24 protein-coding genes are annotated in these 22,837 nt (G+C 64.3%); 5 read left to right on the plus strand and 19 right to left on the minus strand.

Annotated features, from left to right (window positions below; translation table 11 throughout):
* Positions 1-41: 41 nt before the first annotated feature.
* The 10 genes from ABID58_RS02890 to soxX all read right to left on the minus strand — a co-directional run bounded on the left by ABID58_RS02890 (position 42) and on the right by soxX (position 7,585).
* The gene (locus ABID58_RS02890) at positions 42-1,253 is read right to left on the minus strand and encodes an MFS transporter (protein ID WP_354031458.1); all 1,212 of its coding nucleotides are present in this window, start codon (positions 1,251-1,253) and stop codon (positions 42-44) included.
* A gap of 146 nt (positions 1,254-1,399) precedes the next feature.
* Positions 1,400-1,561, minus strand: a complete 162-nt coding sequence (locus ABID58_RS02895) for a hypothetical protein (RefSeq protein WP_148751042.1) — start codon at positions 1,559-1,561, stop codon at positions 1,400-1,402.
* Between the two features lie 85 nt (positions 1,562-1,646).
* A complete protein-coding gene (locus ABID58_RS02900; protein ID WP_148751041.1) occupies positions 1,647-2,687 on the minus strand; it encodes an MBL fold metallo-hydrolase in 1,041 nt (346 codons plus the stop codon).
* Positions 2,688-2,980: 293 nt separating this feature from the next.
* Complete coding sequence (locus ABID58_RS02905; protein WP_354031459.1) at positions 2,981-3,439, minus strand: DsrE family protein; 459 nt, start codon at positions 3,437-3,439, stop codon at positions 2,981-2,983.
* A 3-nt stretch (positions 3,440-3,442) separates the two neighbouring features.
* Positions 3,443-5,188, minus strand: coding sequence for a thiosulfohydrolase SoxB (gene soxB, locus ABID58_RS02910; protein WP_354031460.1), 1,746 nt, complete (start codon positions 5,186-5,188; stop codon positions 3,443-3,445).
* 45 nt (positions 5,189-5,233) lie between these two features.
* Complete coding sequence (locus ABID58_RS02915; protein ID WP_148751038.1) at positions 5,234-5,539, minus strand: hypothetical protein; 306 nt, start codon at positions 5,537-5,539, stop codon at positions 5,234-5,236.
* Positions 5,536-6,399, minus strand: coding sequence for a sulfur oxidation c-type cytochrome SoxA (gene soxA, locus ABID58_RS02920; protein WP_354031461.1), 864 nt, complete (start codon positions 6,397-6,399; stop codon positions 5,536-5,538). The genes ABID58_RS02915 and soxA overlap by 4 nt, the downstream gene beginning before the upstream one ends.
* Entirely contained in the window at positions 6,399-6,710 is a 312-nt protein-coding gene (soxZ, locus tag ABID58_RS02925; RefSeq protein WP_354031462.1) for a thiosulfate oxidation carrier complex protein SoxZ, read from the minus strand. The genes soxA and soxZ overlap by 1 nt, the downstream gene beginning before the upstream one ends.
* A 10-nt stretch (positions 6,711-6,720) precedes the next feature.
* Entirely contained in the window at positions 6,721-7,206 is a 486-nt protein-coding gene (soxY, locus tag ABID58_RS02930; protein WP_354031463.1) for a thiosulfate oxidation carrier protein SoxY, read from the minus strand.
* A gap of 22 nt (positions 7,207-7,228) precedes the next feature.
* Positions 7,229-7,585, minus strand: coding sequence for a sulfur oxidation c-type cytochrome SoxX (gene soxX / locus ABID58_RS02935; protein WP_354031464.1), 357 nt, complete (start codon positions 7,583-7,585; stop codon positions 7,229-7,231).
* A gap of 225 nt (positions 7,586-7,810) precedes the next feature.
* On the opposite strand from soxX, the gene ABID58_RS02940 reads away from it, so the two are divergent.
* Entirely contained in the window at positions 7,811-8,485 is a 675-nt protein-coding gene (locus tag ABID58_RS02940) for a DUF938 domain-containing protein (protein ID WP_354031465.1), read from the plus strand.
* Positions 8,486-8,607: 122 nt separating this feature from the next.
* Here the strand turns inward: ABID58_RS02940 and ABID58_RS02945 are convergent, their stop codons facing one another.
* Positions 8,608-10,674, minus strand: a complete 2,067-nt coding sequence (locus ABID58_RS02945) for a prolyl oligopeptidase family serine peptidase (RefSeq protein WP_354031466.1) — start codon at positions 10,672-10,674, stop codon at positions 8,608-8,610.
* Positions 10,675-10,892: 218 nt separating this feature from the next.
* On the opposite strand from ABID58_RS02945, the gene ABID58_RS02950 reads away from it, so the two are divergent.
* Together ABID58_RS02950 and ABID58_RS02955 are read left to right on the plus strand one after the other, a co-directional pair.
* Positions 10,893-12,140: an MFS transporter gene (locus ABID58_RS02950; protein WP_354031467.1), complete on the plus strand. Its 1,248-nt coding sequence runs from the start codon at positions 10,893-10,895 to the stop codon at positions 12,138-12,140.
* A gap of 176 nt (positions 12,141-12,316) precedes the next feature.
* Positions 12,317-13,552, plus strand: coding sequence for an MFS transporter (locus ABID58_RS02955; protein ID WP_354031468.1), 1,236 nt, complete (start codon positions 12,317-12,319; stop codon positions 13,550-13,552).
* Positions 13,553-13,680: 128 nt separating this feature from the next.
* Here the strand turns inward: ABID58_RS02955 and ABID58_RS02960 are convergent, their stop codons facing one another.
* A complete protein-coding gene (locus ABID58_RS02960) occupies positions 13,681-14,175 on the minus strand; it encodes a VOC family protein (protein ID WP_354031469.1) in 495 nt (164 codons plus the stop codon).
* A 110-nt stretch (positions 14,176-14,285) separates the two neighbouring features.
* Positions 14,286-14,831, minus strand: coding sequence for a carboxymuconolactone decarboxylase family protein (locus ABID58_RS02965; protein WP_354031470.1), 546 nt, complete (start codon positions 14,829-14,831; stop codon positions 14,286-14,288).
* A 138-nt stretch (positions 14,832-14,969) separates the two neighbouring features.
* Between ABID58_RS02965 and ABID58_RS02970 the strand changes: the two genes are divergently transcribed.
* Complete coding sequence (locus ABID58_RS02970; protein ID WP_354031471.1) at positions 14,970-16,184, plus strand: acyl-CoA dehydrogenase family protein; 1,215 nt, start codon at positions 14,970-14,972, stop codon at positions 16,182-16,184.
* 144 nt (positions 16,185-16,328) lie between these two features.
* Positions 16,329-17,468 carry an acyl-CoA dehydrogenase family protein gene (locus tag ABID58_RS02975; RefSeq protein ID WP_354031472.1) on the plus strand — a complete coding sequence of 380 codons (1,140 nt, stop codon included), beginning with the start codon at positions 16,329-16,331 and terminating at the stop codon, positions 17,466-17,468.
* A 192-nt stretch (positions 17,469-17,660) separates the two neighbouring features.
* Here ABID58_RS02975 and ABID58_RS02980 read toward each other — a convergent pair whose 3' ends face one another.
* The 6 genes from ABID58_RS02980 to ABID58_RS03005 form a co-directional block, all read right to left on the minus strand.
* Positions 17,661-18,698 carry an amino acid ABC transporter substrate-binding protein gene (locus ABID58_RS02980; protein WP_148751080.1) on the minus strand — a complete coding sequence of 346 codons (1,038 nt, stop codon included), beginning with the start codon at positions 18,696-18,698 and terminating at the stop codon, positions 17,661-17,663.
* A gap of 54 nt (positions 18,699-18,752) precedes the next feature.
* Positions 18,753-19,346, minus strand: coding sequence for a L,D-transpeptidase (locus ABID58_RS02985; RefSeq protein ID WP_354031473.1), 594 nt, complete (start codon positions 19,344-19,346; stop codon positions 18,753-18,755).
* Between the two features lie 197 nt (positions 19,347-19,543).
* The gene (locus ABID58_RS02990) at positions 19,544-20,518 is read right to left on the minus strand and encodes a hypothetical protein (RefSeq protein WP_354031474.1); all 975 of its coding nucleotides are present in this window, start codon (positions 20,516-20,518) and stop codon (positions 19,544-19,546) included.
* A gap of 79 nt (positions 20,519-20,597) precedes the next feature.
* On the minus strand, positions 20,598-21,164 hold the full coding sequence (locus ABID58_RS02995) for a thioredoxin family protein (protein WP_354031475.1): 567 nt from the start codon (positions 21,162-21,164) through the stop codon (positions 20,598-20,600).
* Positions 21,165-21,195: 31 nt separating this feature from the next.
* On the minus strand, positions 21,196-21,894 hold the full coding sequence (locus ABID58_RS03000; protein WP_148751022.1) for a cytochrome c biogenesis CcdA family protein: 699 nt from the start codon (positions 21,892-21,894) through the stop codon (positions 21,196-21,198).
* A 303-nt stretch (positions 21,895-22,197) separates the two neighbouring features.
* On the minus strand, positions 22,198-22,809 hold the full coding sequence (locus ABID58_RS03005) for a sigma-70 family RNA polymerase sigma factor (protein ID WP_148751021.1): 612 nt from the start codon (positions 22,807-22,809) through the stop codon (positions 22,198-22,200).
* Positions 22,810-22,837: the final 28 nt, after the last annotated feature.

Consider the following 22,837-nt stretch of genomic DNA (forward strand, 5'->3'; position numbering starts at 1 on the left):
CGTCGCCGGGACGACGACGGAATTCGTAGCGATAGCGCCCCTCAATTTGACGCAGCTTTCGCCTTCCGCTCCGTGAACGGCGACAGCACCACCGTTGCGACCATGAAGATCACCGACGCACCGAACACCCAGTGCGGCGCGCTCTGGTCCATGATCCAGCCGAACAGCAGCGGGCTGACGATCCCGCCGAGATTGAAGCCGGTGGAGACGATGCCGAAGGCGCGACCGGCAGCGCCGGGAGGCGCGGCGTTGCGCACCAGCATGTCTCGCGACGGCGCGATCACGCCGGAGAGGAAACCCGCGGACGCCATCGTGGCGGTCAGGGCCCAGCCCGGCAGCGTAACCATCGCGATCAGCAGCACGATGGCGGCATTTGCGGCAAAGCAGGCGGCGGCGACATAGCCGTGGCGCTCGGTGTGGTCGGCGAGGAAGCCGCCCGCGAGCACGCCCGCGGCGCTGGCGCCGAGGAACGCGGTCAGCGCGACATTGGCGATGGAATAAGTAGCGCCGTAGCCGCTCATCAGCGCCACCACGCCGAAATTGTTGATGCCGGCAACCGACAGGCTGAGCAGCATGAACAGCGCGGTCAGCGTGATCAGCGCCGGCGTGATGACGGCCTGCTTCGGCATGTTCGCGTTACCCGGCCTGGTCTTGTGCGCGCCGGCATCGGGAATGTTCATGGCGACCAGCAGCAGCGCCACCAGCACGCCGATCGCACCCGAGGCGATGATGGCGCCTGTGCCGCCGGAGACGGCGACGAGCGCCGCGACGATCGCCGGCGCAACGGCGCCACCAAGATAGCCGGCAAAGGTGTGGATCGAGAAGGCGCGACCCATCCGCGCCTCGTCCATGTGCTCGGCCAGGATCGCGTAATCGGCGGGATGATAGACGCTGTTGGCGAGGCCAAGCAGCACGGCGCAGGCGATCAGCGAGGTGTAGCTCAGGTGCAGGCCGAGCAGGATCAGCGCGAGCCCGCCGAGCATCAGTCCGCCCAGCAGGATCTTGCGTGCGCCAAAATGGTCGACGAGATAGCCGGTCGGTGCCTGCGTCAGCCCGGAGACGACGGCCGATACGGTCAGCGCGAACCCGAGCTCGACATAGCCGACGCCGAGCTGGCTCTTGAGGAACGGGAACAGCATCGGCAGGACCAGCAGATGGAAATGGCTGACCCAATGCGCGATCGAGATCCCGGTCAGCGTGCGCAGCGCGCTGTCCGCCTTGCCTTGTTGCGGTGCGGCGAGAACGTCGACCATCGTAGTCCCGTTTCAGTCCCTGGAGGCGCGCAAATTATCGGGGACAGCGGTTATTTGTCCATGAACGCGGGCGCATGGCAGGTAGCGCGGGTGGGGCGGCGGAAAGCGTGGTTAGGGCTCGCGCTCAATAACGGCTCCGTGCGACCTCACAACGGCTCGTCATCGTTGCCATAACGATCACGCTTCGGCGTGGCGATGTCGCCGTCTTCGCAATCGTCGTCGGTGTCGAGTGGCGGCCGGGGCTTCTTGGCCTTCTCGTCTGCGGTCTTCGTCTTCGGCGGTTCGCTCGGCTTGCCGGTCTTGGCCATGACTGATCCCGGATGGTGATGCGTCATCCGATCCTACCCACAAACGCTCTGCGGTTCCTGACTTATCTCAAGCCCGCGGCGAACGTCAGGCGTGCACCACCGGCCCGCCCGCCTTCTTCCAGGCATCGATGCCGCCTGCGATGTGGGCGGTGTTGGACAATCCGGCCTCCTTGGCTGCGGCAACAGCCATCGCCGAGCGTTCGCCGAAGGCGCAGAAGAACACGACGCGGCGGCCCATGGCGGCCGCGACCTCGCGCAGCATGCCGCCGGGCTTGAGGCTTTCCTCGACGCTCGGATAGGGCGTGTGCAGCGCGCCTTCGATCATGCCGTGCTTCATCCGCTCATTGCTCTCGCGCAGATCCACCAGCAGAATATCGGGTCGGCGGAGCGAACGGATCGCCTCGGCGGCGCTGAGTGCACGGCCCTCTTTCTCCAGCTCTTCCTGATGCAGGCCGACCCGCATGTTGGCCGGCACCGCCACATCCATCATCTTCGGATTGGGCAGCTTCAGGTTCGCCATTAGTTCGATATATTCGTCGACCGAGCGCACCTGGAGCCGCGGATTGTAGCGCTTCTCCTCGCCGATGGTGGAGACGGTGTCGCCCTTGTAGTCGTGTGCCGGGAACACCATCGTCTCGTCCGGCAGCTTCAAGAGGCGGTTGAAGATCGATTCGTACTGTGCGCGCGACGAGCCGTTCTGGAAATCAGTGCGGCCGGTGCCGCGGATCAACAGCGTATCGCCGGTGAAGACGCGGTCGCCCATCAGGTAGGAGTAGGAATCGTCGGTGTGGCCGGGCGTGTACATCACGTCGAGCGACAGGCCCTCGATCGTCACCTTGTCGCCATCGGCGACCCGCATCGCCACCACGTCGGCCTTGGTCTGGTCGCCCATCACGGTCATGCAATGCGTGCGGTCGCGCAGCTCGCCGAGGCCGGTGACGTGATCGGCATGCAGATGGGTGTCGACCGCCTTGACCAGCTTGAGGTCGAGCTCGCGCAGCAGCTGGCAATAGCGGTCGACCTTCTCCAGCACGGGATCAAGGATCAGCGCCTCGCCGCCGGGGCGGCTGGCAAGGACGTAGCTGTAGGTGCCCGAAATGCTGTCGAAGAGCTGGCGAAAGATCATGGCAGGACCCGGCGTGGACTGGTTTCGAGGATTCTACTACATCCGGGAGCATAAAAAGAAGTAAGTCACTGCCGAAGCAAGAAAATTTAGAAAATTTTTATTGCGGGGTCAGCGGCCGGCGTTCCGGGCTCACCTGCTCGAGACGCCCCGCTGTCATCGCCCGCGAAGAAGGCGGGCGATCCAGTATTCCAGAGACAGCGAAGCGGATGCAGAGAGGCTGCGGCGTACTGGATTCCCCGCCTCCGCGGGGAATGACAGTGAGTATGTCGTTGCCCCGTGCCACGGCCGAAGCCTCAGGGCCTCACCAACGTGTACCCATTCTCCGCCAGAAGCAGGATCTGCCCGACGCCCACCTGCACCGGCGTCGCCGCCGGAATGAACTCCGGCCGCTTGCCCGTCTCCCGCTCGATCGTGTCGACCGTGTTGAGGCAGATGTCGAACCGCACGCCCTGCGCGATCAGGCTCTCGACCTGCTTGCGGCGCTCGCTGCCGGACAGCAGCAACTCGGTGCCGGGACCGAAGGCGACGATCTCCACGGCGATCTTGTCGGGGTCGTAAGCCTTCAGCAGATTGTTGGCGACGCTCAGCACCAGGGCCTGCTTCTTCGCATCGCTATCTGAGAGCTGCAGCACGATCTTGTGCTCGGCGAACGGCTTGTCCGGGAGCGGCACCTGTTGCGCAGAAGCCAGCGTCGGCGCGACCAAGGAGAGCAGCGTCAGCAGCATTGCGCGAAAAATTTGCGACCGCATCATCCTCTATCCTGCAATGCCTGGATTGCCGTCGACGCCCTTCAGCGTGACGCCGGTGCCGAGCCGCTCCTGAAACATCCGGCCCGAGCGCAGATATTTGCCGACGACGTCCCACACCGGTGCGCCCTGCAGGCCATTGACCGAGGCCCAGCCTGCGACCTTGTAGTGCCTGACGGCGCTGAGCGCCTTGCCATTGGCGAGCTTGAGCTCGGCGATGCGGCTGCCGATCGCGTTGGTGGGGCTGCATGTGTAGCTGAGCCCACCGGCGCGCACCATGTCGCCGCCCTGCTGATAATAGGGATCGGCGTTGAAGAGATTGTCGCAGATATCTTCCAGCACATCCTTGATCTGGGCGCCGGTCATCTCCTGCACATAGGTTTCGGGATAGGTGATCGCGGTCTCCGCGAGCACATCCTCCATGGTCAGCGGCTGGCCCGAGAGCGCGGTGACGCCCCAGCGGAAGCCCGGCGACAGCGCGATCTCGGCATCGAGCTCGGTGCGCAGCGCCGAGCAGATCAGATCGTCCACGGGGCCCGCAAAATTGTCGCGGCGATAGAGCAGCCGGTCCGGCGTTGCGATCTTCTCCAACCAGTCGGTCACGAACGGCGCACGCAGCCGGCCGATCAGCTCGGCCATCGCCGGATCGGGCTTGAGCAGCTCGGAATAGACCGGCAGCAGATGATACTTGACGTCGCCGACCTTGCCCTTGTCGAGCGCGAGATCGAGCACGCCCAAAAACTTCCCGTTGGAGCCGGCATTGGTAACGAGCGTCGTACCGCCAGCGTTCTTCACGGCGATCGGTTGCGGCACGGCATCATGGGTGTGGCCGCCGAGGATGACGTCGATGCCGGTGACGCGGCTTGCGAGCTTGAGGTCGACGTCCATGCCGTTGTGCGACAGCAGGATCACCGCATCGACCTTGTCGCTGCCGCGCAAGCTGTCGACATGCTTCTGGAGCTCTTCCTCGCGAATGCCAAACGTCCAGTCCGGCGTGAAGCGCTTGGGATGCGCGATCGGCACGTAAGGAAAGGCCTGGCCAATGATCGCGACGCGATGACCGCCGATCTCCCTGATGATCGATGGCTTGAACACGCGCCCCGTCGCCTTGTCGAAGGCGGGGGCGTCGTTGAACGCGGCTTCCTCGGTCAGGAAGACGTTCTGCGCCAGGAACTCGCCCTTGAAGTGCTCGAGATTGTCACGCAGCACCTGCTCGCCATAGGTGAACTCCCAATGCCCGGTCATCGCCTCGATGCCCAGCAGATTGGCGACCTCGACCATGTCGCGGCCCTGCATGATGTTGGCGAGCCCGGTGCCCTGCCAGAGATCACCGCCGTCGACCAGCATGGTGCGCTTCTCGCCGGCATCGCCGCGCAGGCGGTCGATCAGCGTCTTCAGATGGGCGAAGCCGCCGAGCTTGCCGAAGCGGCCGGCGGACTTTTCGAATTCGACGCTAGTGAAGGCATAGGCGTCGGCGCTGTCGGGCCGGATGCCGAAGCGCTCCAGGAAAGCGTGACCGACCAGATGCGGCGGCCGTCCCGCCATCTCGCCGATGCCGATATTGACGCTGGGCTCGCGGAAATAGACCGGGTTGAGCTGCGCATGCGTGTCGGTGAGGTGCAGGATCCGCGCATTGCCGAACCGCTCGATGTCGTAAATGCTCGCGGTCTCGGCGCCGCGCGCCAGTCGCGGCAGGCCGAGCGAGGCGGCAATGCCGGCTGTGCCCTTCAGGAGATCGCGGCGGCGGATGGGCATCTAAATTTCTTCGCGCCTCTCAACGACAGTTCCACAGACGTTAGCCTAGCGGATTTCCATCGCCTTCCAGGCCTCTTTTTCAGACGTCGCCTGGAAGATGGATGCTTTCGCCAGCGCCTCGGCCTCCTTGGCTGCGGCGACGGCGCGGTCGAAATCGCCGCCATCTGCGGCCTTTTTCGCTGCCGCCAGCGTCGAGACGGTGGTGGTCCACTGGTTGCGCAATGCAGCCGCCTCCTTGGATGCGGTCTCCGCAGCAGCGTAGGCCGCCTTGTAGTCCGCTTCATTTGCCGCGCGCGCCATCGGCGCGAAGCTCAGGGCCAGCAACATGGCGACAGGAAGTGACCGCTTCATGGCCGCGCTCCTGGTCCCGAAATCGGCAGGCCGTTGGCGACGTAGGAGAGGAAGTATTCGACGTCGCGATATTCGTCCGCCTGCGGCTCCAGCGGAACCGCGCGGGTCTGGCTGTTGCAGGTGATGAAGCGGCGGCTGGTGGTGCCCATGCCGCTCCATTCGGAGCGGTAGATCGGCAAGGCGTTCAAGATGCCGAGCGCCGGCGCCAGGATCTCGGCGCGGATGCGCTCGCCCGGGCTCTGCACGTGGCAGCTCGCGCAGGAGAAGTTCATCTGGCCGCGGCGGGTGTAGAAATAGCGCTTGCCGTTCTCGAACGCTGCCAGCGCGCGGGGATCATCCGGGATCTTGATGTCCATCGGCTTGCCGCGCGAGGTGAAGGCCATGTACGCCGTGAGTGAGGCCATCTCGTCCTTGACGTAGGAGTAGGGCGCCTCGCCATTGGCCTCGCGGCAGCGATTGAGCGCGAGCTCGAGCGTGACGACCTTGCCCTCCTTGGTGTCGAAATAAGGATAGTTCTGGCGAATGCCGATGCCGCCATTCGGGAAGCAATCAGCATAGGTCTTGCCGTTCTTGAACGGTGTCGCAAACATCTCCTTGCCGGCGTCCAGTGCGAACTCGTAGGGCGGAAACTCTTCCTTCTCCTGCCATTGCCGCTTCATGTCCTCGTTCATGGAGTAAGGACCGTTGACGAAATCCTCGTGCTTCACATCAGGAAATTTCTGGAAGAAGAAATTCTGGAACGCCTTGGCATCCGCGACGGGATCGACCTTGTCGGCCGCAATCACGCGCGGAGAGGTGAGCGCGAACGCGACGAGCGCGGCGCTCAACGAGCCAAGCAGGAGGGAGGTGGCGGGCCTCATCACGCGATCTTCGCGGTGGTCTCGTCGGACCCACCCTTGTTGTCGGTCCAGGAGATCTTGAGGTCGTCGCCCTTCTTGGCGCCCTTGAAGCTGAACTTGACGTAGGGGTCCTTGGAGACCGCGGTGCCCCAATTGGCAACGAACACGTCCCTGCCGTTACACGCGAACTTCAGCTGCTGGATGTAGTGCGCGGGAATCAGCTCGCCCTTGGCGTCCTTCACCAGGCCGGTGTCCATGGGGTGCTGGATCAGTGTCTGCACCTCGGTGATGTCGCCGTTGGATGTTGCGCGGACGCGAATGCTGGATGTCATCTGGATTCTCCTAGCCGCCGCAGCCGCCGACGGTGACCTTCACTTCCTTGGTCGCGCTGTAGAGCTTGCCGTCGGCTTCCACGATCGCGGTCACGTTGCTGGTCTTGGCCATCTTCAGGCGGTTGGCGACAGCAGGCATCGTGCCCTCGGGAATCTTGTAGCTTGCTGCGAGCGCGTTCGGGTTCTCGGCGACAAAGAGCGAGATCGAGGTGACCTTGTCGAGCGTCGTCGTCACCGAGATCGGCACCACGCCGCCATTCTCGGCGATCTCGGGCGCATCGAGCCTGACCTTGTCGGAGGGCTCGGCGGTCTTGCCGTAGAGTGCCTTGATCGCGTCGGCCTCGTTCTTCAGCTTGAACGCCTCTTCCGGATATTTGTCGTTGGCCGCGGCGCGCGCAGGCGCAAACGGCAGATTGCCGAGGCCGATCAGCGCGACCGAGGCAGCGCCCTGAAGGATCAGGCGGCGCGTCGGATGAGGGCCGGTATGTGCAGTCATCTCAGGTCTCCTGGGCCTGCCGTTACAGCGTCTGCAGGAAATCAACGATCGCGCTGATCTCCTGGTCGGTCAAAAGCCGGTTGCGGCCGAACGGCGGCATCATGGTCTGCGGATTGCGCTTGGTCTCGTCGAACAGGATCGCGACCAGCTCGTTGCGGTCGGGGTATTTTATCTTGATGTCCTTCAGCTCGGGCCCGATGGTGCCTGGCAAATCGCCGCCCTTGATGACGTGACAGGTCAGGCAATTGCCCTTGCCGCGGTCGAAGGCGAGCTTTTGGCCCTCGGCGATGGCGGACTGCGCCCACGCCGGGCGCGCGGCGAGGCCCGTGAGGACGACCAGCGCGAGGAGCAGAGCGGGCTTGCGAGGAAAGGCGGTCAAGGCGTCGTTCCGAGGCTTATGATGTCTGCAAAAGATAATGTTCAAAAGCACAAAGGGCATGCCCTGACAATCAAGACTATGCAGGGCACAAAATGGCGTTAATATCTTCCGCATTGCAACTGAAGAGATAGATCGTTCATCAAGCCGGCTTCAACCGGCACGCGTTCGGGGCGTTTTGCCCCTGTTGCGTTTTGGTCTGCTTTTCTCGTTTTCCGGGGACATGAATTGGCTGAATATGTCGTTGAATTTGGCAGGGATGGTGGGCGGGTCGAATCCGACGGCCGTCTCGATGCGCCGGCGTTCCATCGCAATCATGAGCCGCTCTGGACAGCGCTCGGAAAGCATCTCATTGGGCGGTCGGGCGACGTGGTCGAGGTCGGCAGTGGAACCGGCCAGCATGTGGTCCATTTCGCCCGTCACACGCCCGATCTGGTCTGGTGGCCGAGCGACCTCAACCAGCGCCATGTGAAGAGCATCGAGGCCTGGCGCGTGCATTCGGGGTTGAAGAACGTCCGCTCGCCGTTGCGGATCGATCTGTCCGATCCCGACTGGTGCCCGGAGATGAAGAGCGGGCAGGGGCCGAACAATCTTGCGGCCGTGTTCTGCGCCAATGTCATCCACATTGCGCCCTGGACGGTGGCCGAGGGCCTGTTCGCCGGTGCCGGCCGGTACTTGCGGTCTGACGGCCAGCTGATCCTCTACGGCCCGTTCAAGCGCGACGGCAAGCACACCGCACTCAGCAACGCCGTGTTCGATACGTCCTTGCGCGAAGGCAATCCCGACTGGGGCGTGCGCGATCTCGGCGATGTCGAGACGCTGGCGCGCGGTGCCGGTCTTCGTCTCGTCGATACCATCGACATGCCCGCGAACAATCTGACGCTGGTATTTGCGCGGGGTTAATTCGGGACGTCGTCATGCCCGGGCTTGTCCCGGGCATCCACGTTCTTTGCTCCGCAAGCTAAGACGTGGATGGCCGGGACAAGCCCGGCCATGACGATGTGGAAGCGTCAGCGCGCCAAACGCTAGCATTCATCCCGCCAACCAATCTTCTCCTTCAAGAACTGGAATCCGAGCACCTGGAAGCCGGCGCGCTCCTTGTTGTCCTTGCCGTAGCCGTGGCCGCCGGCGGCCGGCTCGTAGAACCAGGCCTCGTAACCCATCGCCTGCAGCTTCGCCGCCATCTTGCGCGCGTGGCCGGGATGGACGCGGTCGTCGCGTCGTGTGGTAGCGATCAGGATCGGCGGATAGGGCTGACCGGGTTTTGCATTGTGATAGGCGGAGTAGGTCTTCAGCCACTCCCATTCCTCGGGCTTGTCGGGATCGCCATATTCCGCGATCCAGCTCGCGCCCGCGAGCAGTTTGGTGTAGCGGCGCATGTCGATCAGCGGGATGGTGCAGAACAGCGCGCCGAAACGCTCGGGGTATCGCACCAGCATGTTGGTGATGAGGATGCCGCCGTTCGATCCGCCTTGGGCGGCGATGCGCTTTGGCTGCGTTACGCCACGGCGCACGAGATCGGCGGCAATTGCTGCGAAATCATCATGCGAGAGCTTCTTGCCGGCGAAACGGCCGGCATCGTGCCAGCGCGTGCCGAACTCGCCGCCGCCGCGCAAATTCGCCTGCACGATGGTGCCGCCGCGCTCCAGCCAGAGCTTGCCAAGCGACGAATTGTAATATGGCTTCACGGCAAGTCCGAAGCCGCCATAGGCGCTCATATAGACCGGCGCGTCGCCGGTCTCGCCCGCCGGGCCAGTCTGCACATAGGGAATGCGCTCGCCGTCAATCGAGATTGCCTCGTGCTGCGTCACCACGAGGCCCTCGGCGTTGAACGTTTTAGGCGCCTGCTTCAGCACGGTCGGGCTTCCGACGCCGCGCTCGATCAGCAGCAGCGACGGCGGCGTCAGCGGGTCCTGCACATTGGCGAGCAGGTCGCCATTGCTCTCGGACGAATGGCGATCGAGCGGCCAGACATCGACGACGCCGATCTCGGGAAGACCGCCGAGCGGCTCGCGGCTCCAGCCCGCGGCGGATGGCGTGCGGATCTCGAAGCGCGGCTTCAGCTCGTCGAGGATCGACAGCACCAGCTTGCCCGCGGCCCAGAAAAAACCCTGTAGCGCCCGCCGCGGTCCGGGCTCGAACAGAACAGTGAAGTCGCGGTTGCCGGCGAGGAACGCCGAGAGCGAGATGCCGAGCACGGCGTCCGCGGCATAGGTTCGTCCGTCGACCGACCAGGCTGTGCGCAGCTTCATCGCGAACCAGTCGCCATGCGCCTGCATCCAGATGCCGGTCGGCAGGTCGAGCTTCGTCGTGGTGCCGGCTTCGTCGCGCAGCCAGATGCCGTAATTGAAAAAGTCGATCTGGTCGATGATCCAGGCGCGCGGCTTCGCGCCGGTATCGTCCACGCTGCCGAAGATCCCCATATGATCGGCCGCGGTATCGAGGATGATCTGCGCTTGATCGACGCTCTCGCCACGCCGCCACAGGCGAACGGTCCTCGCATATCCGGAGCTCGTCACCATGTCATCGCCATAGGCGCTGGACAGCAGCAGCGTGTCCGGATCGAGCCAGTCGACGCCGCCCTTGGCTTCCGGCAGCGTAAAGCCGTCAGCGACAAAGCTCTTCGTATCCGCGTCGAATTCACGCAAGGTGACGGCGTCGCTGCCGCCGCGCGACAGGCTCAAGATGACCCGCGAGTGTCCCGGCTGGGAGCTGATCGAGCTCAGCAGCCAGTCCTCGCCTTCGCTCGCGGCGAGCTTGTCGATGTCCAGCACGATCCCCCACGCCGGATCGGGTTTGCGAAACTCCGCCAGCGTGGTCCGCCGCCACAGCCCGCGCGGGTTGGCGGCATCCTTCCAGACATTGTGCAGATGCGCCCCGCGCCGGCCGACATAGGGAATGTTGTCCGGACGGTCATAGATCGCCGCAAGCGCATCGCGGTCGCGTTCGAACGCCGCGCCGCCGAATCTATCCAGCGTCAGGCGGTTCTGCTTCTCGACGAAATCGAGCGCGCGGGCGCCTTCGATCTCCTCTAGCCAGAGCCAGGGATCGTCGTCGGGAGCGCTGGGCGTAGGCCTGTTATCGACGGACATGAACGAAACTCCCTGAGATCGCGCGGCGGATAGGATTTGATCGCGCGCAAGCCGTCAAGAGCGCGGTCCGGTATGGTCCATCCGATTGCGTCAGAGACATGGCCTGCGCCCGTTTGCGCCGGTTGCCCGTCCTTCCACGCCCCGCCATAGTGCCGGGAATCACCAAGCCTTTTACTTACAAGCCTTTTACTTAAAAGACCCTGCGGGCGGAAATGCCGATGCTAGATGTGACTTCAGCCAATGAGATTGTCGATGACGTCCGCGTGCGCGGCAATGTTGTCCGCCTGGCCGCAGCGCAAGCGCTGACCGGCGCCAACTCGGCGGTGATCTTCGCCACCGGCTCGATCGTCGGCGCCACGCTCGCGCCCGACATGTCGCTCGCGACCGTGCCGCTGTCGATGTACGTGGTTGGGCTTGCGGCCGGCACGCTGCCGACCGGCGCGATCTCGCGCCGCTTCGGCCGCCGCTGGGCTTTTGTCATCGGCACCGGCCTTGGCACGCTCACCGGTGTCATCGGGTCGTTCGCGATCCTGCACGCCTCGTTCGCGCTGTTTTGTCTCGCGACCTTCCTCGGCGGCCTCTACGGCTCGGTGGCGCAATCCTATCGCTTCGCGGCCGCCGACGGTGCCAGCGCGGCCTACCGGCCCAGGGCGGTGTCGTGGGTGATGGCGGGTGGCGTGTTCGCCGGTGTGCTCGGTCCGCAGCTGGTGCAATGGACCATGGACATCTGGTCGCCCTATCTGTTCGCCTTCAGCTTCCTGGTGCAGGCGGCGGTCGCGCTGGTCGCGATGGGCATCGTCGCCGGCGTCGATATGCCGAAGCCGGCTCCGGCCGATCTGCACGGCGGCCGGCCGCTGCTCACCATCGTGACCCAGCCGCGCTTCATCGCGGCCGCACTGTGCGGCGTCATCTCCTATCCCATGATGAATCTGGTGATGACCTCGGCGCCGCTCGCCATGAAGATGTGTGGCCTCAGTCTATCCGATTCCAATTTCGGCATTCAATGGCACATCGTCGCGATGTACGGCCCGAGCTTCTTCACCGGTGCGCTGATCGCCCGCTTCGGTGCACCCAGAATCGTCGCCGCCGGTTTGCTATTGGAAGCGGGCGCCGCCGGCATCGGCCTCTCCGGCATCACCGCGATGCATTTCTGGGCGACGCTGATCGTGCTCGGAATCGGCTGGAATTTCTCGTTCATCGGCGCCTCCGCCTTGGTGCTGGAGACGCACCGGCCGCAGGAACGCAACAAGGTGCAGGCGTTCAATGATTTCCTGGTGTTCGGCATGATGGCGATCGGCTCGTTCTCGTCGGGGCAGCTGCTCGCCAATTATGGCTGGTCGGCCGTGAACATGGTCGTGTTTCCGCCGGTCGTGCTTGGCCTCTCCGTGCTCTCTCTTGCGTCGTTCGCCCGCCGCCGCAGGGCGCGGCTGGAGGTCGCGATGGGCGAGTTCCCGGACGCGATCTGAGTTGGCAGGAGGCTGTCAGCAACGTTGACGCTTCGATCGCTGTCGAAGGGATTTTCGGGTACGAGTTATTAGTTGATGCGTCATGGCCGGGCTTGTCCCGGCCATCCACGTCTTGGACGCGCAGATCGAAGAACGTGGATGCCCGGGACGAGCCCGGGCATGACGGAGTAGGCAGCATGCTCGACAATCCTCAACACCCCGCGGCCGACGAATCCTCGCTCCGCTATGAAGGCTGGCGCATCGTCGCGGTCTGCTTCCTGCTTGCGACCTTCGGCTGGGGGCTCGGCTTCTACGGCCAGAGCGTTTATGTCGCCGAGCTGCAGCGCGCGCGGGGCTGGCCGGCCTCGCTGATCTCGTCGGGCACCACGTTCTTCTATCTGTTCGGTGCGTTGCTGGTCGTCTTCGTCGGTGAAGCCGTCCGGAAACATGGCCCCCGGATTTGCCTGATCGCCGGCACGGTGGCGATGGCGGCCGCTGCGGTCGCGATCGGCGCGGTGCGCGAGCCCTGGCAGCTCTATCTGGCGGATGCCGTGCTCGCCTTCGGCTGGGCCGGCACCAGTCTCGCCATGATCACCAACACGATCAGCCTGTGGTTCGATCAGAAGCGCGGCATGGCGATCAGCCTCGCCCTGAATGGCGCGAGCTTTGGCGGCATCGTCGGCGTGCCGCTGCTGGTGACGATGATCAGCCATATCGGCTTCGGAAACGCGATGTTCGCCACTTCCGGCGCCATGCTGGTGTTGCTGCTGCCGGTGATTTTGCTGGTCGTCGGCCGGCCGCCCGATCTCCATGGCTGGCAAGGCGCTGCCAAGGCCAAGCCGCAATCATCGGCAGAGATCCGCTCGCGCGCGCTGCGCGATGTCGGCTTCCTCACGGTGACGATCGCCTTCGCCTTGGTGCTGTTCGCGCAGGTCGGCTTCATCGTGCACCTGATCTCGTTTCTCGATCCCGTGATTGGGCGCGAGCGTGCGGCCATGGCGGTCGCTGTGCTCACTGCGATGGCGGTGATCGGCCGTGTGCTGTTCTCGATGGTGATCGACCGGCTCAACCAGCGGCTGGCGTCGGCGCTGTCGTTCCTGAGCCAGGCCGCGGCGCTATGCGTCGTGATCAATCTGCACAACGATTATGTGCTGATCGCGGCCTGCGCGGTGTTCGGCTTCTCGGTCGGCAATCTCATCACCCTGCCGTCGCTGATCGTGCAGCAGGAGTTCGACTCCGCCTCGTTCGGTGTGCTGATCAGCCTCAACACCGCGATCAACCAGGTGACCTACGCGTTCGGCCCCGGCGTCGTCGGCGTCCTGCGCGATTTCTCCGGCGGCTATTCGCTGCCGTTCTATCTCTGCATCGCGCTGGAGGTGACGGCCGCGGCGCTGATCATGGTGCGGGGGAGGCCGCGAGCAAGGCTTTCATAGAGGCGCGACGGCGCCTCAACAAACTCCGTCATTGCGAGGAGCCCTTGCGACGAAGCAATCCAGACTGCGTCCGCGGAAAGATTCTGGATTGCTTCGCTGCGCTCGCAATGACGGGGTGAGAGTGGTGCTCAGCCTTTTCGCTGCTTCAGCAACTCCTCGACATCCAGCCGCTTCGTGAACATCGCGAGCTTGCCATCCGGCCCAAACGGCCATTGCTCCCGCGGCTTGTCCCAATACAGCTCCACGCCATTCTCGTCGGGATCGCGCAGATACAGCGCCTCGGACACGCCGTGGTCGCTGGCGCCGTCCAGCGCAATGCCGGCGGAGAGCACACGGTGCAAGGCGTCCGCCAGAGCCGGCCGCGTCGGGTAGAGGATCGCGGTGTGGAATAGCCCGGTCGTGCCTGGCGGCGGCGGTGAGCCGCCCTTGCTCTCCCAGGTGTTGAGCCCGATGTGGTGGTGATAACCGCCGGCCGAGATGAAGGCCGCACTGGTGCCCATGCGCTGCATCAGCTCGAAGCCGAGCACGCCGCAATAGAAGCCGAGCGCCCGATCGAGATCGGCGACCTTGAGATGGACGTGGCCGATCCTTGTGCCGGCGGCGACGGCTGGGGTCTGCGACATGGTATTGCTCCGTTGATGGACTCCACTTAAGCCGGGCATCGGGACAGTGCTACTGGCTGATCCCGAAACCCAGCGTTTCCGGATGCGCAATTGCGCGTCCGGATGCAAAGCTATGACAGCTCGGGCGCCTCGCCCTCCGGCAGATCGAACTCAAACGTGTTCAGCGTCATCGACACCATCGTGTAATAGCCGCACAGCCCGATCACCTCGACGACGCCGCGTTCGCCGAGCAGCTTCACCGCTTCATCGTAGAGGCCCTTCTCGACGCTGTGGCCTTCATGCAGCGACTTCGCGAGGTCGTAGATCATCCCGGCCTTGGGATCGTCGAAGGCGGGCGTGCGGCGATCGCGGATGGCATCGATGATTTCAGGATCCATGCCGCCCGCAAGCGCGAGGCGCTTATGCGCATACCATTCGTAATGTGCGGTCCAGTGCCGCGCCGTCACCAGGATCGCGATCTCCGAGAGTTTTGCCGGGAAGATCGTGTCGTAGCGCAGGACCTCGCCGAGCCGCGTGGCGTGACGGGCCATGTCGGGGCTGTTGAGCCAGGCCATCATCGGCGCCGGCGGCTTGCCGCGTTTGCCGGCAATCGACTCGTCATAGGTCTGCCGCTGGCTCTGGGTCATTTCGCCAGGCGAAAGAAGTTTCAGGCGCATTCGCGTTTCCTCTTTGTTTTCAAGCACCGTCGCGGCGCGACTATAGCGGATGACGCGGCACGGAAGTGGTTGAATTCCGCAGTGCGATGGCCCAGAGTCGCGCCCAACAAGCCGATTGCGATTGATGGAAACGACCCAATGACTGATTCCAAAACCAGCGAGACTGAAGCCGCCGATCTCGAGAAATTCCGCATTGAGACACGCGCCTGGCTGGAAGCCAATTGTCCGCCGGAGATGCGCAAGCCCGCGACGTCAGACACCGATGTGTTCTGGGGCGGGCGCAACGCAAAGTTCGCGTCCGAGCCGCAGCGCATCTGGTTCGAGCGCATGCGCGACAAGGGCTGGACCGTACCGGACTGGCCAAAAGAATATGGTGGCGGTGGCCTCAGCGCCGCCGAGCACAAGGTGCTGCGCGGAGAGATGGGAAGAATCGGCGCGCGGCCGCCGCTGTCGAGCTTCGGCATCTGGATGCTTGGGCCGGCGCTCCTGAAGTACGGCAACGAAGCGCAGAAAAAAGAGCACCTGCCGAAGATCGCCGCGGGCCTGATCCGCTGGTGCCAGGGCTATTCCGAGCCGAACGCCGGCTCCGATCTCGCCTCGCTCCAGACCCGCGCCGAGAGCGATGGCGACGATTTCGTCATCACGGGATCGAAGATCTGGACCTCCTACGCCAACTACGCCGACTGGATCTTTTGCCTGGTGCGCACCGATCCCACCGCCAAGAAGCATGACGGCATCAGCTTCATCCTGTTCGACATGACCTCGAAGGGCGTCACCACCAAGCCGATCCTTCTGATCTCAGGTTATTCGCCGTTCTGCGAGACCTTCTTCGACGGCGTCCGCGTGCCGAAGTCGCATGTCGTCGGCACCGTCAATCGCGGCTGGGACGTCGCGAAATATCTGCTGCAGCACGAGCGCGCGATGATCTCGGGCATGGGCGAGCGCGGCGTCGGTCGTCCGCTCGGGCAGATCGCGGCGGACTCCGTCGGGTCAGATGCGCAAGGCAAGCTCGACGATGCGATGCTGCGCGGCAAGATCGCCAGCTTCGACGTCGATGAAGCAGCCCTTGCGGCCTGTGCCGAACGTGCCGTCGATCTCGCCAAGGCCGGTCAGGCGCATCCGGCGTTCTCCTCGGCGATGAAATATTACGGCACCGAGCTCAACAAGCGCCGCTACGAGATCCTGATGTCGGCCGGCGGCGTCGACGCGCTGGAATGGGAGAGCGAGCGCTCGCGGCAAGGCGCCCGTCCGCGCGCCTGGCTCCGCACCAAGGCCAACTCGATCGAAGGCGGCACGACGGAGGTGATGCTCGGCATCGTCGCCAAGCGCATCCTGGATCTGCCGGGGGCGTGAGGCTTCTGTCATTCCGGGGCGCGCAACGCGCGAACCCGGAATCCATTCATCCACCAACTCCGTCGCCCAATGGATTCCGGGTCTGGCCCTCCGGGCCATCCCGGAATGACAGCGGCAAATAGATTTCGCATCGGAAACACGCACATGGCCCTCGTCCTCACCGAAGAACAATCAATGCTCCGCGATAGCGCGCGCGGGCTGATCAGCGACAAGGCGCCGGTGTCGCACCTGCGATCTCTGCGCGATTCCAAGGACCCCACCGGCTTCTCCAGGGAGCTGTGGCACTCCTTCGCCGAGATGGGTTTTGCCGGCTTGCTGGTGCCGGAAGAATTCGGCGGCAGCGGCCTCGGCTTCATGGAAGCCGGAATCGTCATGGAAGAGATCGGCCGCACCTTGATGCCGTCGCCCTTCCTCGCCACCAGCGTAGTCGCGGCCTCGGCTCTGAACCGCGGCGGCAATGCCGCGCAGAAGTTGGAGTTCCTGCCGAAGATTTCGAACGGCGCGCTGCTCGCGACGCTCGCGATCGACGAGGGCGCAAAGCATCGCCCGCTGCAGACCAACTTGCAGGCCGCGCGCGCCGGCAACGGCTTCAAGCTCTCTGGCGCCAAGGCGCTGGTCGTTGACGGCCACGTTGCCGATCTCTTCATCGTCGCCGCGCGCACCGCAGGCTCCGCCGGCGAGCGCGACGGCCTGACGCTGTTCCTGGTCAACCCCAAGGCCAGGGGCGTCGCGATCGAGCGCACCATCATGGTCGACGCGCATAATGCGGCGCGGATTGAGCTCGCCAATGTCGAGGTCAACGCCGACGGCGTGCTCGGCGAGGTCGATCAGGGCGCCGCCCTGCTCGATGGCGTGCTCGATATCGGCCGCGGCGCGGTCGCCACCGAAATGGTGGGCCTCAGCGAGGAGGTCTTCAACCGCACCGTCGAGTATCTCAAGAACCGAAAGCAGTTCGGCAGGCTGATCGGCGAATTCCAGGCGCTGCAGCACCGCGCCGCCGAGCTCTATGTCGACATCGAGATCACGCGCGCCGCCACGATGAAGGCGCTTCAGGCGCTGGACGCGGACGTCGCCAAGGCCGCCTCGGCCGTCGCCGTGGCAAAAGCCCGCGCCGGCACCACCGCCACCCGCGCGGTGCAGGAAGGCGTGCAGATGCATGGCGGCATGGGCATGACCGACCAGTTCGACATCGGCTTCTTCATGAAGCGGGCACGCGTGTGCGAGGAGCTGTTCGGCGATGCGAACTACCACACCGAGCAGCTGGCGCGGGCGCGCGGGTATTAAGCTCGTAGCCCGGATGCAGCGTAGCGAAATCCGGGTTCTGTCCGCGCGGTGAGACGGCCCCGAGAGAGTGAAAGCTCTCGCCCCAAGCTCGTCATTGCGAGGAGCACTTGCGACGAAGCAATCCAGTCGGTCACCGCGGAACGACTCTGGATTGCTTCGCTACGCTCGCAATGACGGCGGAGAGAGCCGTTCTTACCGCATCGGCGGCGCGTACTGCACGCCACCCGCGTTCCACAGCTGGTTCATGCCGCGCGGGATCTTCAGCTGCGACTTCTCGCCGATGTTGCGCTCATACATCTCGCCGTAATTGCCGACGCGGCGGATGATGCGCACGGCCCAGTCCTTGGTGAGGCCGAGCTGCTCGCCGTAATTGCCCTCGGTGCCGACCAGCCGCATCACTTCCGGCTTCTTCGACTTCAAGGCATCGTCGATGTTCTCCGAGGTGACGCCGAGCTCTTCCGCGTTGATCATCGCGTAGAGGGTCCACTTCACGATCATCATCCAGTCGTCGTCGCGCTGGCGCACGACGGGGGCGAGCGGCTCCTTGGAGATCATGTCGGGCAGGATCATGTGGTCGCCGGGCTTGGCCATGTTCAGCCGCAGCGCGTAGAGCTGCGAGACATCGGCGGTCAGCGTGTCGCACTTGCCGGTGTCGTAGGCTTTCACCACGTCTTCCAGCTTGTCGAACTTCACCAGCTCGTACTTCATGTTGTTGGCACGGAAATAGTCGGCGAGGTTGAGCAGCGTGGTGGTGCCTGATTGCACGCAGACCTTGCTGTCGGCGAGGTCCAGCGACGTCTCCTTGCCGCGCGAGCGCGGCACCATGAAACCCTCGCCGTCGTAGTAGGCGACCGCAGGGAAATAGAGATCGTAGTCGAGCTCACGCGACATGCTCCAGGTCGAGTTGCGCGAGAGGATGTCGACTTTCCGGCTCTGCAATTCCTTGAAGCGCTCGCTGGCATCGAGCGGCACGAACCTGGCCTTGCCCGGATCGTCGAAGACCGCGGCCGCCACTGCGCGGCAGAAATCGACGTCAAAACCAGTCCAGTTGCCCTTGTCGTCGGGGATCGAGAAGCCCGGCAGGCCCTTGTTGACGCCGCACAGCACCTCGCCGCGGCGCACGGTGCGCTTCAGCGTGCGGGTGTCGTAGAATTCGTAGGTGATGGCCAAGGCGGCGACCAGCACGGCAACCGCAAGCCCGATCAGCAGGCCGCCTCGAAATGTGCGCATCATGTTGCTCTCTCGAATTAATCGGGAAAAGGAATTCTGGACGAGGCGGGATATTTAGAGCTCAGGCTTCTGCCGGATGACCACCTTGGTGCCAACAGGGACGCGATCGTAGAGGTCGGCGACGTCATTGTTGACGAGACGGAAGCAGCCCGAGGATACCTTGGTGCCGATCGTATCGGGACGGTTGGTGCCGTGGATGCGGTAGACGGTGGTGCCCAGATACATGGCGCGGGCGCCGAGCGGATTGCCGGGGCCGCCGGCCATGAAGCGCGGCAGATAGGGCTGGCGCTGGATCATCTCCGACGGCGGCGTCCAGTCCGGCCACTCCTTCTTGTTGGTGATGTTCACCAGCCCCTGCCACTGAAAGCCGTCGCGGCCGACGCCGATGCCGTAGCGGATCGCGCGTCCGCCGGGCTGCACCAGATAGAGGTGGCGCTCCATGGTCGAGATGATGATGGTGCCCGGCGCTTCGGTCGTGCGGTAGTACACGACCTGCTTCTGCCATTCCGGATCGAGCTCGTAGCTGTCGTCCGCGACCAAACCGGGCTCGTCGCCGCGGTCAGGCTGCTGGGCGAAGGCGTGCGGCGCCGACAGGATCAGGCCGATCGCAGCCACAAACGCCCCGGTCAGGCGACGAAAATCCGTCATTTCAAGCTCTCCCCGCTGCAACAGCGCAAATCGTCACGAACCATCTGAACTCAGGGGCAGCTTCGTGGCAAGTTCAAGGCGCGCCCGTCTGGTATGTCACGAGAATGCTTTGGTTTTTTGACGAGGCCCGGCAATGCCATGAACGGGGGATGGCGCGAAAAGCAGTGGCTACGGTTTCGCCTGTCGGTTGAGGCGTCCTAGATCTGACTGGCCGCTGGCCCAATCCCGAGCCGCCGGACGATTTCGGCGCCCACGGCGCGGGCCTCGTTGCGCGAGCCGATGCGGGGGCTGCGAAACCGTCGTCCGGACTGCAATCGGATCGCCACGATGCAGTGCTCATCCTCGGACCGGCCGCGGCGCTCGATCGTGATCGCTTTCACGTCCTGCCCTTCGATATTGTCGGCGCGCATCTCGCCATTGCCCCAGAGGCGCTCGACGCGGATATCGCCCGCACGAATGATCCAGAAGGCGCCGGTCACGAGATTGGCGAACCTGTAGACCGCGAACGCTGCGATCACGCCGAGCGGCAGCGGCATGATGTCGATCAGATTGGGCGGCAAGCCGCGCCAGAGCCTGTAGGCATAGGGTGCGGCACTCAGCGCGACGACGATCAGGGCCGCGATCCGGATGTCTCTCTGCGAAAACGGCTCGACGGGGTCGCCAAGACGCATCTCGGGATTGCTGGCATCGAGCGGATTGACGGGGGCTTCGACGTCGGGAACGTCGAATTGCGCGGCGATCCGGGCCACGGTGTCACGCACATGCGTGACATCGGAGAGGGGCGGGGACGTCAGGCGCTCGCCCGAGACCAGCGTGAAGGCCAGCTGGAAGCGGGCTTTTGCGGTTTTGCTGCCGGGAACCTGTAATCCGAGGATGTCGTCTTTCGTGACGATCCTGGTCTGGAGCTTCCCGAACGGTCGCTGCCGTCCGATCAGGATCTCATCCGGCGTGATGATCCACACCACCGCCGCGGTCAGCATCACTGTGCTGACAAACGCGGCGCCCGCCAGCAGCGCGACCACGGAGATGATCACTTCGAGGATGTCGTGCGTGAACAGCCCTGGCGTGAAACACAGCGCAACGGCCGCCGCAGAGCCGGCCACGACCAGCCGCTGCGCGATCGAGGCGCCTTCGCGAAGGCGGATGTCGTTGCTGGTGGTCGCGTCGTCCATTGCGGGCGGCTGATGTCGAGGCCGCGAAACTCCACGGACGGGTCCGTGAAGTCAAGCAGCAAAGCCGCGGCCGGCGGTATCAGCTATCGGCGTTCAGCAGCTTGGCCACGGTGCGGTCGATCTCGTCATAGCGGCCTTCGCCTTCGTGCTGGAACACGATCTTGCCGCTCTGGTCGATGATGTACTGCGCCGGCCAATACTGGTTGCGGTAGGCGTTCCAGGTCCTGGAATCATTGTCCTGCGCCACCGGATAATTGATGCCGTGGCGCTTCAGAGCGGCCTGGACGTTGGACGCCGAACGCTCGAACGGGAATTCTGGCGTGTGCACGCCGACCACGACCAGGCCCTTGTCTTTGTACTTGGCGTAGAGATCGGTGACGTGCGGCAGGGTGTTGACGCAGTTGACGCAGCCATAGGTCCAGAAGTCGACCAGCACGACCTTGCCGCGCAGATCGGCGATGCTGAGCGGCTTCGAGTTGAACCAGTTGCTGATGCCGGCGAAGTCGGGCGCGGTCGCCGCCTGGCTGGCGGCCGCGACCTTGACCGGCGGTGCGGGCGCGGCCTCGCCGCAGATGCCGGGAATGACGGCGCCGGTGACGGCGAAGCCGATCAGCGCGGCCGAGACGGCGAGCAATTTGAAAGTCATGGAAGCGTCCTCCGGTGAAGATGAGAGATGATCACAGGCCGATCTGGCCGGTGGGGTAGAAGCCGGTGAGCCACGCCACGATCAGCGTGTCGTATTGGAAGTAGGCGGCGAGCGCGAAGGCGATCACGACCACGCCAAAGCCCTGCTGCAGCCGCGGCGAGATGCGCGCGAGGCTGCGCACGCGCGTGGTCGCGGCCTGTCCGCCGTAGGCGATCGCCAGCATCGGGATCGCGGCGCCAATCGCGTAGGCAATGAGCAGCGTGCCGGCCCAGGCCAGATTCCTCGAGGTCGCGACCAGCGTCAGGATCGAGCCGAGCACGGGGCCGGCGCAGGGCGTCCAGACCAGGCCCAGCGTTGTCCCGAGCACGAGGCCGCCGAGCGCGCCCTCGCGCTGCGCGTCGCCGCCAGCGCCGAGATCGAGCCAGCCATTGAGCCGGATCGACAGCCATTCGAACGGCGCCGGCCACAGCATCAGCAGGCCGAAGCCGAGCAGCAGGACCGAAGCCCCCTCGCGCAGCACATTCGGATCGAAATCGAATGCCTGCGTCAGCGCGCCGAGCAGCAGCGCGACCGCGGAGAAGGAGACGACGAAGCCGAGCGCGATCATTGCGGGGCGCAGATGCGAGGAGCGCCCGATCGAGGCGCCGAGCAGGATCGGCAACATCGGCAGCGTGCAGGGGGCCGCAATGGTGAGGATGCCGGCGAGGATGGCGAAGAGGAGCTCGAGCATGGGGCACTCGTGATGGAGGTCACGAGGGCAGTTCGGGATGGAGGTGGGGATCGTTACGTGGTGTCACGCGCTCGTGACGGAGCGATGTCCCGGCGCCCCCAAATAAAAACGACCCGGAGGGGGGCATCCCGTCCGGGTCGTTGGAGGTCTTGGGAGGTTTAACGAAACCATATGCGATCTTTATAGGGACGAAGTTTTTCCGCCTGATGTTGTGGTTTGTTTCATTTGTTTCGTCGGCGGTAACGCTTCCGTGTCCCGGGACGGGGCCGGAAATCCGGTCCTATCCCATTGAAATCCTTGACATCAGGCGGCGAAACGGTCGACGCCGCAAGTCTTAAGCAGATCGGCGAGCTGCTTGCGGGCGTAGAACATCCGGGTCTTCACCGTGCTCTGCGGGATGCCGATGATCTGCCCGACCTCCTCCACCGACTTCTCATGGTAGTAGACGAGGGTGATGATCTCGCGATGCGCGGGTGACAGCTTTTGCACGCAGGCGCGCAGGATGGCGCTGGTGTCGCTGCGGTCGAGCGAGGTCTCGGGCGTGTCGCAATTGTCTGGGATCTGGCGCACATCTTCCTGATCGATGTCCTCGAAGCGGCGCTGGCGCAGTGCGGTCAGCGCCTTGAAGCGGGCGATCGAGAGCAGCCAGGTCGAGACCTGCGAGCGGCCCTGGAATTGTCCGGCGGTGCGCCACACGTCCAGGAACACCTGGCTGACCAGGTCTTCCGCCGTGGTCGCGTCGCGCACGATGCGCAGGATGAAGCGGTAAACCCGCACGTTATGACGGCAATAAAGGATGTGCATGGACGTCCGGTTGCCGTCGGCAATGCTCTCGAGGAGCATGTCGTCCGAGGTCGCCTGAGCGGCAATGATGCTCTGGCTGGCTTGGGCGTTGATGGCGATGACGTTCGGCATTGACTTGGCTCCCCGGTGCGCCGCAACC

Origin of the sequence: Bradyrhizobium sp. S3.2.6, assembly GCF_040546885.1 — a bacterium.
GTDB classification, from domain to species: Bacteria; Pseudomonadota; Alphaproteobacteria; order Rhizobiales; family Xanthobacteraceae; genus Bradyrhizobium; species Bradyrhizobium cytisi.

Bases quoted from the DNA above. Each gene is read 5' to 3' on its own strand.
- ABID58_RS02890 (WP_354031458.1), bottom strand. From the start codon at position 1,253: ATGGTCGACGTTCTCGCCGCACCGCAACAAGGCAAGGCGGACAGCGCG.
- ABID58_RS02895 (WP_148751042.1), bottom strand. From the start codon at position 1,561: ATGGCCAAGACCGGCAAGCCGAGCGAACCGCCGAAGACGAAGACCGCA.
- ABID58_RS02900 (WP_148751041.1), bottom strand. From the start codon at position 2,687: ATGATCTTTCGCCAGCTCTTCGACAGCATTTCGGGCACCTACAGCTAC.
- ABID58_RS02905 (WP_354031459.1), bottom strand. From the start codon at position 3,439: ATGATGCGGTCGCAAATTTTTCGCGCAATGCTGCTGACGCTGCTCTCC.
- soxB (WP_354031460.1), bottom strand. From the start codon at position 5,188: ATGCCCATCCGCCGCCGCGATCTCCTGAAGGGCACAGCCGGCATTGCC.
- ABID58_RS02915 (WP_148751038.1), bottom strand. From the start codon at position 5,539: ATGAAGCGGTCACTTCCTGTCGCCATGTTGCTGGCCCTGAGCTTCGCG.
- soxA (WP_354031461.1), bottom strand. From the start codon at position 6,399: ATGAGGCCCGCCACCTCCCTCCTGCTTGGCTCGTTGAGCGCCGCGCTC.
- soxZ (WP_354031462.1), bottom strand. From the start codon at position 6,710: ATGACATCCAGCATTCGCGTCCGCGCAACATCCAACGGCGACATCACC.
- soxY (WP_354031463.1), bottom strand. From the start codon at position 7,206: ATGACTGCACATACCGGCCCTCATCCGACGCGCCGCCTGATCCTTCAG.
- ABID58_RS02945 (WP_354031466.1), bottom strand. From the start codon at position 10,674: ATGTCCGTCGATAACAGGCCTACGCCCAGCGCTCCCGACGACGATCCC.
- ABID58_RS02950 (WP_354031467.1), top strand. From the start codon at position 10,893: ATGCTAGATGTGACTTCAGCCAATGAGATTGTCGATGACGTCCGCGTG.
- ABID58_RS02955 (WP_354031468.1), top strand. From the start codon at position 12,317: ATGCTCGACAATCCTCAACACCCCGCGGCCGACGAATCCTCGCTCCGC.
- ABID58_RS02960 (WP_354031469.1), bottom strand. From the start codon at position 14,175: ATGTCGCAGACCCCAGCCGTCGCCGCCGGCACAAGGATCGGCCACGTC.
- ABID58_RS02965 (WP_354031470.1), bottom strand. From the start codon at position 14,831: ATGCGCCTGAAACTTCTTTCGCCTGGCGAAATGACCCAGAGCCAGCGG.
- ABID58_RS02970 (WP_354031471.1), top strand. From the start codon at position 14,970: ATGACTGATTCCAAAACCAGCGAGACTGAAGCCGCCGATCTCGAGAAA.
- ABID58_RS02975 (WP_354031472.1), top strand. From the start codon at position 16,329: ATGGCCCTCGTCCTCACCGAAGAACAATCAATGCTCCGCGATAGCGCG.
- ABID58_RS02980 (WP_148751080.1), bottom strand. From the start codon at position 18,698: ATGCGCACATTTCGAGGCGGCCTGCTGATCGGGCTTGCGGTTGCCGTG.
- ABID58_RS02985 (WP_354031473.1), bottom strand. From the start codon at position 19,346: ATGACGGATTTTCGTCGCCTGACCGGGGCGTTTGTGGCTGCGATCGGC.
- ABID58_RS02990 (WP_354031474.1), bottom strand. From the start codon at position 20,518: ATGGACGACGCGACCACCAGCAACGACATCCGCCTTCGCGAAGGCGCC.
- ABID58_RS02995 (WP_354031475.1), bottom strand. From the start codon at position 21,164: ATGACTTTCAAATTGCTCGCCGTCTCGGCCGCGCTGATCGGCTTCGCC.
- ABID58_RS03000 (WP_148751022.1), bottom strand. From the start codon at position 21,894: ATGCTCGAGCTCCTCTTCGCCATCCTCGCCGGCATCCTCACCATTGCG.
- ABID58_RS03005 (WP_148751021.1), bottom strand. From the start codon at position 22,809: ATGCCGAACGTCATCGCCATCAACGCCCAAGCCAGCCAGAGCATCATT.